This window comes from Sorangium sp. So ce185 (genome assembly GCF_051526825.1).
In the GTDB taxonomy this organism is placed as follows: domain Bacteria; phylum Myxococcota_A; class Polyangia; order Polyangiales; family Polyangiaceae; genus Sorangium; species Sorangium cellulosum_D.
The window spans coordinates 8,387,245-8,405,447 of the sequence record NZ_CP150316.1; the positions used below are offsets into that span (position 1 = coordinate 8,387,245).

Consider the following 18,203-nt stretch of genomic DNA (forward strand, 5'->3'; position numbering starts at 1 on the left):
TGTGCGGCCGGAGAGGCACCATGAGCTATCGCTGCACGATGAGCAGAATACGCTGGTTCTCCGGCTCAACCGTCCTTGCGATCGCCCTCGTCGGCACCGCTTGCAGGAGCGAGAGCGAGAGAGCGGAGGGAGCGGTCCGCGAGCCGGGGGACCGGACCACGAGCAACAAGATCGCGCCGCCCGAAGGCCAGAACCAGAAGCCCGGCCAGGAGCCGCGCGGGCAGGCCGAGCGTGTGGGCGACAAGGCCGAGCAGCTCGCGCGGGAGGGCCAGGAGCTCGGCCGAGAGGCGCGCGAGCAGGCCGAGCGCGTGGGCGAGAAGGCCGAGCAGCTGGCCGAGCGAGGGCGTGAGGTAGGCCGCGAGGCCAACGAGCAGATGAACCGGGTCGGCGAGCAGACCGGCGCGCTCAAGGACGATCGGGGCTCGGGCGCGCGCGAGCAGGCGGCGCCCACGCCGGCTGCCAGGGACCAGGGCGCGGCGCAGGGGCAGACGCAAGGCCGCGAGGCGCAGGGCCACATGCAAGGCCGCGAGGCGCAGGGGCAGACGCAAGGCCGAGCGGCGCAGGGGCAGACGCAAGGCCGCGAGGCGCAGGGGCAGACGCAAGGCCGCGAGGCGCAGGGCCACACGCAAGGCCGCGAGGCGCAGGGGCAGACCGGCGGTGCCAGAGACAAGGATCAGGCTGGAGGCGCCGCCGCGAGCACGCGCGATGCGTGGACGCAGGAGGCGAAGGACAACGATTACCAGGTCAGCTTCAACCGCGACGGCTCGGTCGTCGCCACCAAGGAGGCGAAGGGCTCTGGCGAGCGGCTGGCCGACGAGGCGCTCCGCAACGCGGTGGGCGGCAAGCTCGCGGACAGCGACCACGAAACGGTGAAGAAGCTGAGCGTAACGGTGCACAACGGGGTGGTCACGCTGCAAGGCAACGTCGCCAGCGTGAAGGAGGCCACCGAGGCGGTGAAGGAGGCCATGGAAGCCAAGGGCGTCACCAAGGTGATCTCCCAGATCCGCTACGGATCATCGCCGTGACCACGCCTCTCCAGCTGCCGTGAGCGCCGGGCGCGCTGAGAGGAGAAGAATCTGAACCACCGAGGCGCAGAGGGCACAGAGGAGGGAGAAATCGCCTTTCTCTCTCCTTCCTCTGTGCCCTCTGCGCCTCGGTGGTTCCTGTTCTCTTCTCTCTTCTCCTTGGCTCGGCGGTGCCCTACCCGCCTTCGCCCCCAGGGGTGCTCTCGACCGTGGAGGACCGCCTGGGCCGTTCAGTTCGTGGGCCGCAGCTTGACGGAGCGCTCGACCGACTCGTCCGGGGTGAGCGTCAGCATGATCGTCTCATCGAAGCTGCCGGACCGGGACACGACCACGACCTGCGTGCCCACGGGCAGCTCGGTCTTGAGCGGCGTCTTGCCGAGCGTCGTCCCCTTCCAGCTCACCGTGGCGTCGGGCGGGTCGCTCGCGATCACCACGCTCACCTTGGGGGCCTCCTGCGGCTTCTTCTCGACGGCGTCCACGGCCTCCGCGCCGCGCGCAGCGGCGGCGGCGGCCACCGGAGGCTCGACCGCGGGCGCCTGCTTGCTCGCGACGAGCAGCGCGCCCCCGGCCACCGCGGCCAGCACGGCGAGCCCGGAGGCTCCGAGCAGGTAGCCGCGCCTCGAGGGCGTCGAGGGCACCGACGTGGTCGCGCGCAGGCTGACCGAGTCGCTCACCGGGGTCCTGGGCCGCTCGATGCCCGAGCCCCGCTCGATGCCCGAGCCCCGCTCGACGCCCGAGCCCCGCTCGATGCCCGAGCCCCGCTCGACGCCCGAGTTGCTGGGCTCGCCGACGTAGGGGAGCCTGCTGCCCGAGCGAGAGCTCGTGGGACCCGCCGAGAGGCCGATTCCGCTCAGCGTCACCTGGCCCGAGCCCTCGCTCATCATCATCGAGCTCGTCACCCGCTCGATCTGCGCCTTGACCTGCTGGCGGATGCTGGCCCTGCTCTCCGCGAAGATGCCCCGCATGCAGGCGCCGAGGAACTCCCCGCGCACGTCCTCGCCCGACCACTGCAGGTAGCTCTCGAGCACGTCGCACATCTCCTGCGCCGTCGCGAAGCGCTTCGACGGATCGCGCTCCAGGGCCTTCGCGGCGATCTGGTCGAGCGCGATCGGGATCCCCGGCACGACGGTCGAGAGGCGCGGAATCTTCCCCAAGAGGAGCTGATGCATCACGGTGATCTGGTCGCCCTCGAACAGCCGCCGCCCGGCGAGGAGCTCCCAGAACACGACGCCCACCGCGAAGATGTCCGCCCGGCGATCCACCGTCTTGCCCGCCGTGACCTGCTCGGGCGCCATATAGGTGAGCTTGCCCTTGAAGGTCCCGCTCTCCGTGTTGGAGGAGTTGACGGCGGCCTTGGCCACGCCGAAATCGACGAGCTTCACCGCGCCGTCGTACGTGATGAAGATGTTGTGCGGGGAGACGTCGCGATGCACGATCCCGAGCGGCTTGCCATCGAAATCGCAGAGCTCGTGCGCGTAATGAAGGCCGCGCAGCACCTCGGCGACGATCCGGATCCACGTGCCGCGCACCAGCCCGCCGGTGCCGGACGCCCGATCCATGGCCGCCTTCATGACCCGCTTCAGCGGCTGGCCCTCCAGGTACTCCATGACGATGAAGTACCCTTCCTGGTCGCTGCCGACCTCGTAGGTCTGGACGACGTTCGGGTGGTTCATGCGCGCCGAGAGCTTGGCCTCGTCCATGAACATGAGGACCTGACGATCCTCCTCGTCCGCGAAGCTGCGGAGGCGCTTGACGACGACCAGCTTGTTCACGGAGGCCGGCCCGTGAGCCATGGCGAGGAAGACGTCCGCCATCCCCCCGCGGCCGAGCTTCGCAATCGGACGATATCGGCCGAGCCCAAGCTGGGTCGGCGTGTCTCTGAGGATCGACGCTCCGTGTTCTCCGATCACACCCACCTCAGTATGCAAAATTCATTAATTGTGCGTCCGAGTCAATACGAAGAGTTTGCGTCATCGTCATCGGGGCCAACGGGCGCTCAAGCGCCCAGTAGCGCCCGGTGAAGTGAAAAACCTGGAACCGTGTGGTCGAGAGAGATGCAAAACGACATCCGAACACACGTACTCACGCGCGCGAGGCCCTCGGGCAGCGCGTGTCGCGCGCGTCGCGCGTGTCACGCACCTGTGCTGCTCGAGGGCCGCGCATTCCGCGCGGCCGCCGCGTTTTCCCCGTTGATCGCTGCTCGTGGGCCGCTTTCGTGCGACCCCTTCGCGCTTCTTTCGACGGACGCTCGCCGGAGGGGAGCCGGTGCAGCCGAGCCGTGATGTGGCTCCCCTGCCGGCGACGGCGCCAGGTGGACCGCACTGCCGACGCGGGGCGCGCCGCAGGCGGTGATTCAAACGTAACAAAGACAACGCCGCGTGCAACGCGCCACGGCGCGCTCGGTCGAAAATTTGACAGAGCTCCTTGCCGAGCGCGACAGCGCGCTGGCCGCGCTGCGGCGCTATCGCCGGGCGGCGATGACGCCGGCGAGCTCGAAGTCGAGCGGGATGCCGTCGGGCTCCCGGTAGGCCTCCAGCCGGGCCGCGAACTCGTCGCAGAGCGGCTGGAGCACCTCCGGAGGGAACTCCCGCAGCGCGGCGTGGGTCACGAACCCGCTCTCCTGCAGCCAGCTCGCCACCTGCGCCCCGGCGCCGAACCACAGCCGGAACCGGTGGGTCCACACCTCGACGGTGCGGAGCCCGCCGCGCTGGAGCGCCTCGCTGACCTGCCCGGGGCTGTCCGGGACCGGCAGCTCCACCCGTCCCAGGTTGAGCTCGTCGACCATCCGGCAATAGACCGCGTAGGCCTGCGGCGTGCTGCTCGAGAGGTTCGTCAGGACCCCCGCGCGACCGCCGGGCCGGACCATGCGCCCGAGGCACGGCAGCGCCGACCGCCAGTCCAGGTAGGCGAGGCAGAAGCGCAGCGTGACGACATCGAAGCTCGACGCCTCCGCGCGGCGGATGAAGAGCTCGGCCTCGGCGCGCCTCGTCGAGAGCGCGAGCCCAGCGGCCCGGGCGCGGGCCCGGGCGGCCCGGAGCATCTCCTCGGAGCAGTCGACGCCCACGACCTCGCCGGGCGCGACCCGCCGGAGCATCTCCACGGTCTCGATCCCCGTGCCGCACCCGAGGTCGGCGCACCGCGCGCCGGGGACGAGCCCGAGCCCCGCCGTGAGCCGATCCTGAGGCTCCCTCATGTGGCGCCCCCATCGGTCGTCGTACCGCTCCGCGATCCGGTCGTACACGGACCGCACCAGCTGATTCGCGCTGTGCACCCCCGCCGCGCTCCTTCCCTGCTCAGGCGGCCGAGGCGCGCGGGATCCAGAGGATCCGGCGGGATCTGACGGTTCAGACCGGCGCACCCCTCCGCCGGCCCGGAGGCGAAGCGAGAACGGTGCCAGGCCCAGCAGGGCGCCGGGCCGGCGATTTATGTACAGCCGCTCAGCTCAGAGCTTCCAGAGCGCGCAGCCCCAGTGGACGCCGGTCCCGAGCGCGAGCACCATGGCGAGCTGGCCCTTCTTCACCCTGCCGGCGCGCATCTCCTCGTCGATGAGGATGGGCACGGTGGCCCCGCTCGTGTTGCCGAATCGGTCGATGTTGCTCGGGAGCTTCTCGACCGGCACGCCGAGGTCCTTGCGGATGTGCTCGTTGATGCGGCCGTTCGCCTGGTGCGCCAGGAACACGTCGATCTGCTCGAGCGTGACCCCCTGCGAGGCGCACAGCTCCCGCGCGGTCGCCGGGAGCTTGGTCACCGCGAACTTGAAGAGCTCGCGGCCGTCCATGCGGGGGATGTGGGCGTCGTCCTCGAACGAGCTCTGCTTCCAGTACGGCCGCGAGCGGAAGCCGCCCCCGGGCACGTAGAGGAGCTCGGCGAAGCGCCCGTCAGAACAGATCTTGTTGCCGCGCAGGCCCGCGTCGCGGTCGGTCGCGCGAAGGACGAGCGCGCCCGACCCGTCCCCGAACAGGACCGCGAGGTTCCGGTGGCGATCGGCGCGCGCCCGCGCCTCCGGCGTGGCGGACCGGCCGTTCTTCGGGTCGAGCGCTCCCCAGTCCTCCCAGGGCATGAAGCCGGCGTGCGCCTCGGCGCCCACGAACAGGATGGTCTTGGCGGCCCCGGTCTGGATGAGCCCATCGATCGTCTGGAGGCCGAACAGCATCGCGGCGCACTGCTGCCGGATATCGAGCGCAGGGACGCCCGGGATGCCCAGCTTCGCGCCGAGCAGCGCCCCGGAGCCGGGAAAGATGTAGTCCGGCGTCATCGTGGCAAAGAGGATGTAATCGATTTCCGACGGTGAAATCCGCGCGGACTCGATAGCGCGCTTCGCCGCCTCGCACGCCAGATCGCTCACGCCGACTCCGTCCGGCGCGTAATGTCGCTGGTGGATGCCGGAGCGCTGGTAAACCCACTCGTCGGAGGTCGTGATCACCCGCGCGAGGTCGTCGTTGGTGACAGGTTCGCCGGGCACGTAGTGCCCGGTCCCGATGATCTCAAATCCCATCTTTGCCACAGAGCTGCCTTACTCGAACCGCACGCCCGCGGCGACCGGGAACCGCACGAGGCCGCGCCCGAAAACCGAGCGGCGCGACGCGGCGAGCCGCACGCCCCCGCCGCCGCATTCAGACCGCCGCCGGAGCGGTGCGCCCAGCTTGACGGCCGCCGGCGCTCCGGATAGCCTGCCGCCTTCCCGGGGGCGCCGGGTCGCCGCCGAGCCGGGCCGGCCGGCGGCGGTTGCCGGACGGCGCCGGTCGCCGGCCTCCGGTCAACAGCCGTCGAGCGCCGCGCCTCAACGCCGGCGCGCGGCCCAGCTGCATATCGGGCAGCCGGCCGTGTCGTGGCGCAGCGCCGGGCAGTGCTCGCGGCCGAAGTAGATGAGCTGCAGGTGGAGCTTGTTCCACCGCTCGGGCGGGAACGTGCGCTTCAGGTCGCGCTCCGTCTCGACGACGTTCTTCCCGGACGACAGCCCCCAGCGCGACGCGAGCCGGTGAATGTGGGTATCGACCGGGAAGGCGGGGTGGCCGAAGGCCTGCGCCATGACCACCGAGGCGGTCTTGTGACCGACCCCCGGTAGGGCCTCCAGGGCCTCGAACGAGGCGGGGACGACGCCGCCGTGCTCGACCGCGATCCGCTCGCTCAGCGCCTTCAGGTGCCTCGCCTTCGTGGGCGCGAACCCGATCCTCCGGATGAGCTCGGCGATCTCCTCGGTCGGCACGGCCGCCATCTCGGCGGGCGTCCGGGCGCGCGCGAGGAGCGCCGGCATCACCGCGTTGACCATCTTGTCCGTGGTCTGCGCGCTGAGCATCACCGCGACGAGCAGCGAATACGGGCCCTCGTGGATCAGCGGAATGGCCGGCTGCGGGTACAATCGATCGAGGATCTCGGCGATCCTCGCGGCTTTCTCGGCGCGCTTCACGGGCGGTGTCAGGGCAGCTCGTAGAACGAGAGGAGATCGCCGAACTGCTCGTCGGAGAGGACCTCGAGGGAGAAGGGCGGCATCTGCCCGCCGTAGCCGATGAAGCCGCCATGGCGGACCTTCTCGACGAAGACCAGCCGCCGCTCGCGCTCGGTGTACTCGCCGAGCGGGTGCTCATCGAGCGTCTGATCGGGCAGCGCCGGCGCCCGCTCGACGAGCCGCCCTTCCCCGGAACGAGCGCGCCCGTGGCACGAGGCGCAGGCGCGATCGTGGATGAGCGCGCCCTTCCCCGGATCGCCGGGCGGCGGCTCCCTCAGCCCGTAGACCGGCGTGAACGGGACGGCCTCGGCCGCGTCGCCGTCGCTGGGCAGCGATTCCAGGTAGGCGTACATGGCCTGGGCAGCGGGGTCGTCCGCGGCCCAGGGCAGGTCCTTGGTCATGAAGTAATAGAGGCAATGGTTGATCGCGCCGAGGAGATCGACCTCCTGACCACCCCAGTAATGCGGGCGATCCACGGCGCCGGCGAGCGGGGCGCCGGGGAGCATGGCGTCCCCCGCCTCCCCGGCGATCGCTTCATGGCACGTCGAGCATGAATAACGATTGAAGCGCGTCTCCGCGATCGAGGGATCCCGGAAGAGCGCCGCGCCGTGGTCCACGGCCGTCGCGTCGACGATCTTCGTCTCCGGATCGCCCGTGCAGCCAGAGGCGAGCGCCGCGCAGGCGAGCGCGGCGAGAGCGAGGGAGCGCGGCCTCACGGCGCCTCCGCGGCGACGCGCGCGAACGCGTCGGGAAAGAGGCCCACCTCGGCTTCGCTGCGCGTCTCCAGCGTCTCGGGATCGAGCCGGAGCACCTTGCCGGGGGTCTCGGTCTGATCGCCCTCGCAGACGAGGAAGAGCCCGTCTCCCCCGTCGTAATCCACGACGTGCGGCTTCTCGCAGTCCCCGGAGAGATCGCGGTAGGCGACCTCGGCGTTGCCGTCGGCCAGATCGATGAGCGCGATCGCGTCGGGCGCCTGCGTCGGCACGTAGAGGCGGCTCCCGTCGGGGGTCCACGCGACGAAGTACGGCGCGCCCTGCAGCGTCAAGATGGACTGGGGCTCCCAGAACGACTCCGACGCGACGTCGAAGAAGCGCACATCCCGGCTGCGGGTGTTGCTCACCGCGATGGTCTTCTGATCCGGGGACATGACCGCGGCATACGGGCCGTAGGACGGGACCCACACGGCCGGGCTCGGCCCCACGGGCACGCGCTTCACCTCGGCGCCAGGGTCGGTCAGGTCGACGACCGCGAGGGCGTCCTCGCCCTCGCAGGCGACGTAGGCGCGGGCGCCGTCCGGACGCGAGAGGGCGATCCCGTGCGCGGCAATGCAGGTCGGGATGAGCACCGGCTGGGCCGAGCCCGAGCGCGAGATCTCGTCGGGATCGATCACGGCCAGGGACGAGCGCGCCGCCTCGATGTCCTGGGGGTTGTCGATCGCGCGCTTGAGATCGTAATGAGAGGCGACCACGCGGCCGCCATCCTCGGAGATCACGATGTCGCCCGGGTTCGGCTCGATGCGCACCTGCCCGAGGACGCGCATGTCGTCGAGCGCGAGCTTCTGGACATAGCCGGCCATCGCGCTCGATCCGTGGCTCGCGTGGGGGCCGATCGTGCCGGCGAGGACAGGGTACGACAGCGCGACATAGACCGCGTTTCCCGGAGCGTCCACGGCGACATGGTGAGGCCCGTCGACCGTCACCGGATCGCGGCCCACCGGGTAAACGCCGAACCGCTCCCCCGTCGCGAGCGAGATCAGCGAGAGCGTGTCGGAGCGGCTATCGCTCACCACGCCCATGCCCCCCTCCGGAATCGTGATCTTCGGGCGCCGATCCGGATAGGCGTCCCCCTCGTAAGCACCGTAATGCGTCTCGATGATGGGATCGGGCTCACCGCAGCCCGCCAGCGCCACCGCCGCGAGCGCGAAGCCCACAAATCGCGAAAGGACCATGTGATGACCTCGAGAGGAGCGCCCGGCGCCCGGACGCGCCGCATCCTAGCAGCCGCCGGCGCGCTGGCCGCGGCTCCGCCCTACCATGGTTCAGCCCGCCCGTGCGCATCAACGTGACGCCGCGCGGCGCCCGCCGTGTCACGTGGGTTGGTTAACCCGCATTCCGGAAAGTCTCTTTTCATTACCTGATGGCGACCGACATCACGAGCGCTACCGCTCGAATGAACATTTCTTGATCAGGCGCTGCTGTCTTGTCATGTAAGGAAGCGATGAGCCAGACACGAGCAGGGAGCACGGTAACGGCGGAGCTCGTCCGATCGCTCGACGCGCGCGCGCGCCGCGGTGGCCCAGCGGCGGTCCTGTCCCTCGCGCTCGTGGCGGCCTGCGCGGCGGAGGAGCCCGTCGCGTCCACGCCCGCGCCGATGCCGCTGCCGGCGCTCGCCGACGCGCCGCCGCTGACGACCGAGCGCACCCTCGTGCCGCGCGCCGCGGTCGCCGATCCGCCGGACAGGAACCCCGCGGTGCCGGCGGAGATCGAGCAGATGCTCGCGGAGGGCTACGGCGAGCTCGAGATCGGGCCGGGGCTGCCGCTCGCGCCGGCGACGCTCGACGGCGCGCCCCCGCCGCCGCGCGGCCCGCAGCCGAGGCTGCTCACGCGGTTCGTGCACCTCGCCGACACCCAGCTCGCCGACGACGAGTCGCCCGCGCGGCTCGCGATCTTCGACTCGCCCGCGATCGGCTCGGCCTTCCGCCCGCAGGAAGGGCACGAGTGCCGGATCCTGAACGCCGCCGTCCGCACGATCAACGCGTTCCACCGGAGCACGCCGCTCGACTTCGTGCTGCTCGGCGGCGACAACGCCGACAGCGCGCAGACCAACGAGATCGCGTGGTTCACGGCCATCCTCGACGGCGCCGAGCGCGTCGAGTGCGACTCGGGCGACGACGACGATCCCGTCCAGGGGCCGGACAACGATCCCAAGGATCCGTTCGTCGCCGAGGGGCTGCTCGTGCCGTGGCGCTGGGTGACCGGCAACCACGACGTCCTGCACCAGGGGAACTTCCCGGTGGACACCCGCGCCGCGATCGCGACGGGGAACATCGCGGACGGCGGGACGCGCAACTGGGCGCTCCCCGGCGGTCCGGTGGTCACCGGCGAGGTCGTCCCCGATCCGCGGAGGGCGCTCCTGAGCCGCCCCGCGCTGCTCGATCAGCTGGCGGCGGCGGGCGACGGGCACGGGATCGGGCCCGACGCGCAGGCGTACGGGAAGGCGTTCTACGAGTTCGACGTGAAGGACACGCCCGTGCGCGTCGTCGTGCTCGACACCGCCGCCGAGACCGGCGGCCCGGGCGGCGTGATCCTCCAGGACGACGTCGACCGGTTCATCCGCCCGGCCCTCGACCGCGCGCGGCGCGATCGCAGGTGGGTCGTCCTCGCGTCCCACCACGCGTCGCGCCTGCTCGGGGACGGCTCCTTCGCCGCGACGGGCACCCCCGCCGTGCCCGGCGCGCTCACCGCCGAGGCGTGGCAGTCGCTCGTCGGCGGCTACGACAACGTGCTCCTCCACCTCGCGGGCCACACGCACGTGCACCGGGTGACGCCGGTGACGCCGAGCGGCGGGCACGCCTACTGGGAGCTCGAGACCTCCGCGCTCGCCGACTACCCCCACCAGGTCCGCATCATCGAGATCTGGGACGAGGACAACGGCTCCGTCGCCATCCGCGGGGTCGCCCTCGACTACGCCGTCGACGCCGACCCGGTCGCCGCCGAGGGGCGCCGCCGCGCCGTCGTGGACGTCACCTCCGGCTTCGGCAGCGACGGCAGCGGCGAGCCGTCGTGGCGCAACGTCGAGCTCTCGATCGCGCGGCCGGACTGACGGCGCCGCGCGGGCGGCCTCGGCCGCCGCTCATCCGTCGCGGAGCGGCACCGTCTCCCGGAGCTCGATCGACAGCGGCGGCGCGCCGCCCGTGCGGATGGCGGCGGCCATCGTGTGCCGCGCCGAGGGCTGGTAGAGCGCGAACTGCCAGGCCGAGCGATCGTCGCCGAGCCGCGGATCGAACGAGATGCCGATCGCCGGCCCGTCGTCGAGGTGGAACGAGAACTGGTCGAGGGGGATCGCGAGCCCCATCCCGCGCGCCTTGATGTACGACTCCTTGAGCGTCCAGTACTCGAAGAAGCGCGCGCGCTGCCTCTCCGGCGGCAGCGCGCGCAGCGCGCGCACCTCGGCGGGCGAGAAGAAGCGGTCGGCGATGTCCACCGCGCTGCTCGAGCGCTCGGTGTCCTCGACGTCGACCCCCACGTCGCGATCCAGCGCGACCAGGCAGGCGATGAGCCCCCGCGTGTTCGACAGGTTGAACCGCAGCGGCGGCACCCCCGGCGGCCCCGCGATCTGCGGCCGGCCAAATTCGTTCCGGACGAACGTCCACGCCTCGGGCGCGACGTCCGCGTACTTCGAGAGGGTCGTGCGCACGAGCGCGCGCGTGAGCAGGTACTCGTGCCGGTTCTCGGCGAACAGGAAGCGCGCCTGCTGCGCCGCCTCGTCCGGCGCCATCAGCCGGTGGTACGCCGCGAGTAGCGCCTCGTCGCGGACCGGCTCGCAGAAGACGTACCAGAGGTGCGCGGCGCCGGGGTCGATCTCGAGCATCTACGTCGTCCCCGACAGCGGCGCCGCGGCCGCGGGCCCCGGCAGGATCTCCCGAAGGCAGCTGTCGGCGGTGAGGCCGATGGGCCGCTGGCGCGGGTAGCCGAACGAAACCTCCTCGAAACGAACACCATCGATCCAGTCGGTGCGGGGGATGTGGAGGTGGCCTGAGACGACCACCCGCGCGCGGAAGCGCGTGTGCCAGTCGTGCGTGCGCCGCGTCCCGCACCAGATCGAGAAGCGCGGGATGTGCCGCAGGCGCACGAGCTCTTCCCGCAGCGGGAAGTGGTTGATGAGCACCGTGGGGTGCGCCTCGATCGCGGCGAGTCGGGCCTCGGTCTCGGCGAGGCGGGCGCGGCACCACTCAGGCCGGCTCGCGTACGGGGCCGGGTCGAGCAGCTCCTCGTCGCTGCAGAGGACGCCGCTCTCCATCGCCCACGCCACCGCGTCGAGCTCGGCCACGCCGGCCGGCCGGAAGCTGTAGTCGTAGAGCAGGAACATCGGCGCCAGCACGTGGGGCCCGCCCTCACCCTCCCAAAGCACGTACGGGTCCTCGGGCGTAATCACCCCGCGGCTCCGGCATAGCTCGACCAGCCGATCGTAGCGGGCCGGGCCGCGCGGCCCGCCCCACTCACTCGGCATCGTATAGAGCTCGTGGTTGCCCGGCGCCCACACGAGCTGCTTGAACCGGGGGCCCAGCGTGTCGAGCACGTAGAGCAGGTGCTGCTCCGTCTCCCCGAGGTCGCCGGCGAGGATCAGCCAGTCGTTCGGGCGCGGCGTCACGCGCTCGAGGGCCCAGCGGTTCTCCGCATAGCCGACGTGGAGATCACTGAGTGCGAAGAGCTTCATGCTAATGACACATCACCGGCGGCCGGGCCAGCAGGCCGGCCATGCCCACCTTCACCACGGGCGGCGACGGGCGTCCACTGCCGCGCGCCCGCGCGCCGCGGCCCATCCGGCCCGGGGAGCGGCCCATCCGGCCCGGGGAGCGGGGGGCCGCTCCCCCCCGGGTTTTGCGCCCGGTTCCGGGTGAGCTGGCGCGCCGCATTAACTAGGGCTCCAATCCTTGTGCAACATGTGCTACGCGCGTGTGAAGTCAGCACCATGCCTCTGCCCCAACGACAAGGTCTTTACGATCCGGCTTTCGAACACGACGCATGCGGTCTCGGATTCGTCGCCACGCTCCGCCGTGAAGCGACGCACGAGGTCGTTTGCCAAGCGCTCGAGATCCTCGAAAATCTAACCCATCGCGGCGCCGCGGGCTGCGACCCCTGCACCGGCGACGGCGCGGGCATCCTCCTCCAGATCCCGCACGAGCTGTACGCCGCCTCCCTAGCTTCCCTGGGCATCGCGCTGCCTCCTCCCGGCGACTACGCGGTCGCGACGGCGTTCTTCTCGCAGAGCCCGTCCCGGCGCCGCCAGTGCGAGGCGATCCTCGAGGCGGCGGTCGTGCACCACGGCCAGCGCGTCCTCGGCTGGCGCGACGTCCCCATCGACGACGGGGCGATCGGCCCGGTCGCGCGCGACTCGCGCCCGGCGATCCGCCAGCTGTTCATCGGCAGGGTCGCGCCCCGCCAGTCCTTCGAGCAGGTCCTCTATGCGATCCGCAAGCGCGCCGGCCGCACCGCCCACTCGGACGACTTCTACCTCGCCTCCTGCTCGTCGCGGACGGTCGTCTACAAGGGCCTGATGCTCGCGGAGCAGGTCGCGGCGTTCTACCCCGATCTGTCCGACAAGCGCACCGTGTCGCGGCTCGCGATGGTGCACTCGCGCTTCTCGACGAACACCTTCCCCACGTGGGAGCGCGCGCACCCCTACCGGGTCATCGCGCACAACGGCGAGATCAACACGCTCCGCGGCAACACCGCGTGGATGTCGGCGCGCGAGGCGCTGCTCAAGAGCGATGTGTTCGCGAACGCGATCGAGGACTTCAAGCCGATCATCCGCCCGGGCGGGTCCGACTCGGCCGCGCTCGACAACGTTGTCGACTTCCTGCTCGCGAGCGGCCGGTCGCTGCCGCACGTGATGATGATGCTCGTGCCCGAGGCCTGGGCGCTCGACCCGGACATGTCGGCCGAGAAGAAGGCGTTCTACGAGTACCACGGCTGCCTCATCGAGCCCTGGGACGGCCCGGCGGCGCTGTGCTTCACGGACGGACGGCTGATCGGCGCGACGCTCGACCGCAACGGGCTGCGCCCGGCGAAGTACGTCGTGACGAGCGACGGCCTCGTCGTGCTCGCGAGCGAGTTCGGCGTGCTCGACATCGAGCCGGCGCGCGTGATCCAGAAGGGGCGCCTCCAGCCGGGCAAGATGTTCCTCGTCGACACGAGCGAGGGCCGCGTCGTCAGCGACGACGAGATCAAGCGCCGCGTCGCGACCCAGAAGCCGTACGCGGCGTGGGTCGCCGAGAACAAGATCGACCTGCGCGCCCTCGAGGACGTGCCGAGCCTCTACACCATCCCGCACTCGGATCTCCGGACCCTGCAGCAGGCGTTCGGCTACACCGACGAGGACCAGCGGATGATCCTCGCCTCGATGGCGACCCTCGGCGAGGAGCCGGTGGGCTCGATGGGCATCGACATCCCGCTCGCCGTCCTCTCCGAGAAGCCCCAGCTGCTCTTCCGCTACTTCAAGCAGCTGTTCGCCCAGGTCACGAACCCGCCGGTCGACCCGCTCCGCGAGGAGATCGTGATGTCGCTCGTGAGCTGCGTCGGCGGCGAGGGCAACCTCCTCGAGGAGACGCCCCGCCAGTGTCGGATGCTCGAGCTGCCGCACCCGATCCTCACGCAGGACGACCTGTCGAAGCTGCGCAAGAACGTCTTCCCCGACTTCCGCGCGGCCACGCTGCCCATGTACTTCTCGGTCGACGGCGACCCGGAGGACAACCTGCGCAGCGCGCTCGCGAAGCTCTGCAAGGACGCGAGCCGCGCGATCGCCGACGGCGCGAGCATCCTCATCCTCAGCGACCGCGGCATCGACGAGACGCTCGCCCCCATCCCGAGCCTGCTCGCCATGGGCGCCGTGCACCACCACCTCATCAACGAGGGGACGCGCACGCGCGCCGGCATCATCGTGGAGACCGGCGAGGCGCGCGAGGTCGGCCACATGGCGCTGCTCATCGGCTACGGCGCCGGCGCGGTGAACCCGTACCTCGCGTTCGAGTCGATCGCGGCGATGTGCCGGGACAAGACCCTCGGCCCCGACCTGTCGCCGTCCGCGGCGAGCTCGCGGTACGTGAAGGCCCTCAAGAAGGGCATCCTGAAGATCATGTCGAAGATGGGGATCAGCGCGCTGTCCAGCTACCAGGGCGCGCAGATCTTCGAGGCGATCGGCATCGACCAGATCGTCATCGACGCGTACTTCACCGGCACGGCGTCGCGCGTCCGCGGCGTCGGGCTGCGCGAGATCGCGGAGGAGGCGCTGGCGCGCCACCAGGCGGCGTACGGCGAGCGGGCGCGCGCGCACCTCGACGTCGGCGGCCACCACCACTTCCGCGTGTTCGGCGAGCGGCACCTCTGGACGCCGCAGTCGATCTCGTCGCTCCAGCGGGCGGTCCGCCTCGACGACGCGAAGAGCTACGCCGAGTACGCGGCGATCATCAACGAGCAGCAGGAGCACCCGATGTCGCTCCGCGGGCTGTGGGACCTGAGGCCCGCGGGCCCGCCGGTGCCGATCGAGGAGGTCGAGCCCGCCGCCTCGCTCGTCAAGCGCTTCGCCACGGGCGCCATGTCCTTCGGGAGCATCTCGAAGGAGGCGCACGAGACCCTCGCCGTCGCGATGAACCGCATCGGCGCGCGGTCGAACACCGGCGAGGGCGGCGAGGACCCGGCGCGCTTCATCCGGCTGGCGAACGGCGACTCGAAGCGGAGCTCGGTGAAGCAGGTCGCGTCGGGGCGGTTCGGCGTCACGGCCGAGTACCTCGTCAACGCCGACGAGCTGCAGATCAAGATGGCGCAGGGGGCCAAGCCCGGCGAGGGCGGCCAGCTCCCGGGCCACAAGGTCGACGCGGTGATCGCGAAGGTGCGCCACTCGACCCCCGGCGTGACGCTGATCTCGCCGCCGCCGCACCACGACATCTACTCGATCGAGGATCTCGCGCAGCTCATCTTCGACCTGAAGAACATCAACTCGAAGGCGCGCATCAGCGTGAAGCTCGTCGCCGAGGCGGGCGTCGGCACCATCGCCGCGGGCGTGGTGAAGGCGCACGCCGACGTGGTGCTGATCAGCGGCGACTCGGGCGGCACCGGCGCCTCCCCGCTCACGTCGATCCACCACGCGGGCGTGCCGTGGGAGCTCGGGCTCGCCGAGGCGCACCAGGTGCTCGTGATGAACGGGCTCCGCGGCCGCGCCATCGTGCAGACCGACGGCAAGCTGATGACCGGCCGGGACGTGGCGTTCGCCGCCTTGCTCGGCGCCGAGGAGTTCGGCTTCTCCACGGCGCCGCTCGTCGCGACGGGCTGCATCATGATGCGCAAGTGCCACCTCAACACCTGCCCGGTGGGCATCGCCACGCAGGACCCGGAGCTCCGGAAGAAGTTCACGGGTGCGCCGGAGCACGTCATCAACTTCTTCTTCTACGTGGCGGAGGAGCTCCGGCAGATCATGGCGAGCCTGGGCTTCCGCACCCTGACCGAGATGGTCGGGCGCTCGGACTGCATCGTGCAGCGGCGCACCGGGCTCCACGCGAAGGCGAGGAAGATCGACTGCTCCGAGGTGCTCTACCGCCCGAAGGAGGCCCTCACGAGCCCGAACCACTGCGTCGAGCCGCAGGACCACAAGCTCGACCGGGTGCTCGACCTCAAGCTCATCGAGCAGGCGCGCGCCGCGATCGACGGCGGGCCGCCCGTCGTCATCGAGACGCGCGTGCGGAACTCGGACCGGACGATCGGCGCCATGCTGAGCGGCGAGATCGCGCGCCGCCACGGCAGCGCCGGGCTGCCCGAGGACAGCATCGTCGTGAAGTGCGCCGGCAGCGCCGGCCAGAGCTTCGGCGCCTTCGCGTCGCAGGGCATGACGCTCGAGCTCGAGGGCGACGCGAACGACTACGTCGGCAAGGGCCTGTCGGGCGGCGTCGTGGCGGTGCGCCCGCCGAGCGTGGCGCCGTTCAAGCCGGACGATCAGGTCATCGTCGGCAACGTCGTGCTCTACGGCGCCACGAGCGGCCGCGCGTTCTTCAACGGCCGCGCCGGCGAGCGCTTCGCGGTCAGGAACAGCGGGGCCACCACCGTCGTCGAGGGCGTGGGCGACCACGGCTGCGAGTACATGACGGGCGGCACCGTGATCATCCTCGGCACGACCGGCCGCAACTTCGGCGCCGGCATGAGCGGCGGGCTCGCCTACGTGTTCGACGAGGACGCGCTCTTCGAGGCGCGCTGCAACAAGGAGATGGTGCAGCTCGAGACGATGACCGCGGCCGACGCCGAGTCGGTGCGGGCGCTGCTCGAGGAGCACGTGCGGCGCACGGGCAGCCGGAAGGCGACCGAGCTGCTCGACTCCTGGCAGGCGGTCCTGCCGAAGTTCGTCAAGGTCGTCCCGAGCGAATACCGGCGGGCCCTCGAGGCCGCGGCGTCGCCCGCGACGAACGGGGCCGACGCGTCGAGCGGGATCGTGTCCCTCCTTTCACCCTCCACCCCCTACGTTTCCACTGGACGTTACATCCCCGCCAACGCGGGTCCCGCGAGCACGGGAGAGAGGTCGGCCGCCCATGGGTAAGGTACGAGGCTTCCTCGAGATCCAGCGGGTCGACATCAAGAAGCGGCCCGTCTCCGAGCGATTGAACGACTGGCAGGAGTTCGAGCTCCCGATCCCCGACGCCGAGCTGCGCGATCAGGCGGCGCGGTGCATGGACTGCGGCATCCCGTTCTGCCACGACGGGTGTCCGCTCGGGAACCTGATCCCCGACTGGAACGATCACATGTTCCGCGAGCGCCTCCCCGAGGCGATCGCGGCGCTCGACGCGACGAACAACTTCCCCGAGTTCACCGGGCGCGTGTGCCCGGCGCCCTGCGAGGCGGCGTGCGTGCTGAACATCGAGGGCAAGCCGGTCACGATCAAGAACGTCGAGCGCGGCGTCGCCGACCGCGCCTTCGAGCGGGGTCTGGTCGCGCCGGTCATCGCGAAGCAGCGCTCGGGCAGGAAGGTCGCGGTGATCGGGTCGGGCCCGGCCGGCCTCGCGGCCGCGCAGCAGCTCGCGCGCAAGGGGCATGACGTGACGGTCTTCGAGCGCGACGATCGCATCGGCGGCCTGCTCCGTTACGGCATCCCCGACTTCAAGATGGAGAAGCACCTCATCGACCGCCGCATGGAGCAGATGCAGGCCGAGGGGGTGACCTTCCGCACGGGCGTCCACTGCGGCGTCGACGTCACCGGCGACGCGCTGCGCGAGCAGTACGACGCCATCGTGCTCTGCGGCGGGGCGCGCCGGCCGCGCGACCTGCCGGTCCCGGGCCGGGAGCTCAAGGGCATCCACTTCGCCATGGATTTCCTGACGCAGCAGAACAAGCGGGTCGCCGGCGACGTGGTCCCTGACAGCGAGGCGATCCTCGCGACGGGCAAGCGCGTGGTCGTCATCGGCGGCGGCGACACCGGCTCGGACTGCCTCGGCACGAGCCACCGCCACCGCGCGGCGCACGTGACGCAGCTCGAGCTCCTGCCCCGCCCGCCCGAGCAGCGCTCGCTCACGAACCCGTGGCCCGCGTGGCCGCTCATCCTCCGCACCTCGTCCTCGCACGAGGAGGGCGGCGAGCGCGACTGGTCGGTGTCGACCATCGGGTTCGCCGGGGACGAGCACGGGAACGTCCGCGCCCTCAAGGCGACGCGGGTGAGCCTGGAAGGCGGGAAGTTCGTGCCCGTCCCGGGGAGCGAGTTCGAGATCCCGTGCGAGCTCGTCCTGCTCGCGATGGGCTTCGTCGGCTCCGAGCGCGAGGGGTTGCTCGAGCAGCTCGGCGTCGCGATGGACCAGCGCGGCAACGTGAAGGCCCCGGGCGGACGCACGAGCGTGGAGGGCGTCTTCGCCGCCGGCGACATGTCGCGCGGCCAGAGCCTCGTCGTGTGGGCGATCGCGGAGGGGCGCAAGGCCGCCGAGGCGGTCGACGCGTACCTGATGCAGCCGGCGAAGCGCCGGCTGGCGCTCGCGGCGGGCTAGG

The 18,203-nt window shown here is 71.1% G+C and carries 12 protein-coding genes; 4 read left to right on the top strand and 8 right to left on the bottom strand.

Translation table 11 applies throughout. The features are described from left to right. Nucleotides 1–20: 20 nt before the first annotated feature. Nucleotides 21–1,025: a BON domain-containing protein gene (locus tag WMF26_RS30740; RefSeq protein WP_437995599.1), complete on the top strand. Its 1,005-nt coding sequence runs from the start codon at nucleotides 21–23 to the stop codon at nucleotides 1,023–1,025. Between the two features lie 230 nt (nucleotides 1,026–1,255). Here WMF26_RS30740 and WMF26_RS30745 read toward each other — a convergent pair whose 3' ends face one another. From WMF26_RS30745 to WMF26_RS30770, 6 genes are all read right to left on the bottom strand, one after another. Further along, nucleotides 1,256–2,941 (bottom strand): protein kinase domain-containing protein, encoded by a 1,686-nt coding sequence (locus tag WMF26_RS30745; RefSeq protein ID WP_437995600.1) that lies wholly within the window; start codon nucleotides 2,939–2,941, stop codon nucleotides 1,256–1,258. A gap of 545 nt (nucleotides 2,942–3,486) precedes the next feature. Beyond that, on the bottom strand, nucleotides 3,487–4,296 hold the full coding sequence (locus tag WMF26_RS30750; protein ID WP_437995601.1) for a class I SAM-dependent methyltransferase: 810 nt from the start codon (nucleotides 4,294–4,296) through the stop codon (nucleotides 3,487–3,489). A 171-nt stretch (nucleotides 4,297–4,467) separates the two neighbouring features. Next, nucleotides 4,468–5,520: a 3-oxoacyl-ACP synthase III family protein gene (locus WMF26_RS30755; protein WP_061626547.1), complete on the bottom strand. Its 1,053-nt coding sequence runs from the start codon at nucleotides 5,518–5,520 to the stop codon at nucleotides 4,468–4,470. Nucleotides 5,521–5,805: 285 nt separating this feature from the next. Further along, complete coding sequence (locus WMF26_RS30760; RefSeq protein ID WP_437995602.1) at nucleotides 5,806–6,432, bottom strand: endonuclease III domain-containing protein; 627 nt, start codon at nucleotides 6,430–6,432, stop codon at nucleotides 5,806–5,808. An 8-nt stretch (nucleotides 6,433–6,440) separates the two neighbouring features. Further along, nucleotides 6,441–7,187: a c-type cytochrome gene (locus WMF26_RS30765; RefSeq protein ID WP_437995603.1), complete on the bottom strand. Its 747-nt coding sequence runs from the start codon at nucleotides 7,185–7,187 to the stop codon at nucleotides 6,441–6,443. Continuing rightward, complete coding sequence (locus WMF26_RS30770; protein WP_437995604.1) at nucleotides 7,184–8,419, bottom strand: YncE family protein; 1,236 nt, start codon at nucleotides 8,417–8,419, stop codon at nucleotides 7,184–7,186. Before WMF26_RS30770 ends, WMF26_RS30765 begins: the two co-directional genes overlap by 4 nt. A gap of 269 nt (nucleotides 8,420–8,688) precedes the next feature. Here WMF26_RS30770 and WMF26_RS30775 point away from each other — a divergent pair, with 269 nt between their 5' ends. Then, entirely contained in the window at nucleotides 8,689–10,293 is a 1,605-nt protein-coding gene (locus WMF26_RS30775; protein WP_437995605.1) for a metallophosphoesterase, read from the top strand. 30 nt (nucleotides 10,294–10,323) lie between these two features. Here the strand turns inward: WMF26_RS30775 and WMF26_RS30780 are convergent, their stop codons facing one another. Together WMF26_RS30780 and WMF26_RS30785 are read right to left on the bottom strand one after the other, a co-directional pair. Next, nucleotides 10,324–11,061 carry a 4'-phosphopantetheinyl transferase family protein gene (locus tag WMF26_RS30780; RefSeq protein ID WP_437995606.1) on the bottom strand — a complete coding sequence of 246 codons (738 nt, stop codon included), beginning with the start codon at nucleotides 11,059–11,061 and terminating at the stop codon, nucleotides 10,324–10,326. Beyond that, nucleotides 11,062–11,907 carry a metallophosphoesterase family protein gene (locus tag WMF26_RS30785; protein WP_437995607.1) on the bottom strand — a complete coding sequence of 282 codons (846 nt, stop codon included), beginning with the start codon at nucleotides 11,905–11,907 and terminating at the stop codon, nucleotides 11,062–11,064. It abuts the gene before it with no gap. Nucleotides 11,908–12,162: 255 nt separating this feature from the next. Between WMF26_RS30785 and gltB the strand changes: the two genes are divergently transcribed. Beyond that, nucleotides 12,163–16,770 (top strand): glutamate synthase large subunit, encoded by a 4,608-nt coding sequence (gltB, locus tag WMF26_RS30790; protein WP_437995608.1) that lies wholly within the window; start codon nucleotides 12,163–12,165, stop codon nucleotides 16,768–16,770. After that, complete coding sequence (locus tag WMF26_RS30795; RefSeq protein ID WP_437995609.1) at nucleotides 16,763–18,202, top strand: glutamate synthase subunit beta; 1,440 nt, start codon at nucleotides 16,763–16,765, stop codon at nucleotides 18,200–18,202. The genes gltB and WMF26_RS30795 overlap by 8 nt, the downstream gene beginning before the upstream one ends. Nucleotide 18,203 lies beyond the last annotated feature (1 nt).

Coding starts and splice junctions, on each gene's coding strand:
- WMF26_RS30740 (WP_437995599.1), top strand. CDS start 21: ATGAGCTATCGCTGCACGATGAGCAGAATACGCTGGTTCTCCGGCTCA.
- WMF26_RS30755 (WP_061626547.1), bottom strand. CDS start 5,520: ATGGGATTTGAGATCATCGGGACCGGGCACTACGTGCCCGGCGAACCT.
- WMF26_RS30770 (WP_437995604.1), bottom strand. CDS start 8,419: ATGGTCCTTTCGCGATTTGTGGGCTTCGCGCTCGCGGCGGTGGCGCTG.
- WMF26_RS30775 (WP_437995605.1), top strand. CDS start 8,689: ATGAGCCAGACACGAGCAGGGAGCACGGTAACGGCGGAGCTCGTCCGA.
- WMF26_RS30780 (WP_437995606.1), bottom strand. CDS start 11,061: ATGCTCGAGATCGACCCCGGCGCCGCGCACCTCTGGTACGTCTTCTGC.
- WMF26_RS30785 (WP_437995607.1), bottom strand. CDS start 11,907: ATGAAGCTCTTCGCACTCAGTGATCTCCACGTCGGCTATGCGGAGAAC.
- gltB (WP_437995608.1), top strand. CDS start 12,163: ATGCCTCTGCCCCAACGACAAGGTCTTTACGATCCGGCTTTCGAACAC.
- WMF26_RS30795 (WP_437995609.1), top strand. CDS start 16,763: ATGGGTAAGGTACGAGGCTTCCTCGAGATCCAGCGGGTCGACATCAAG.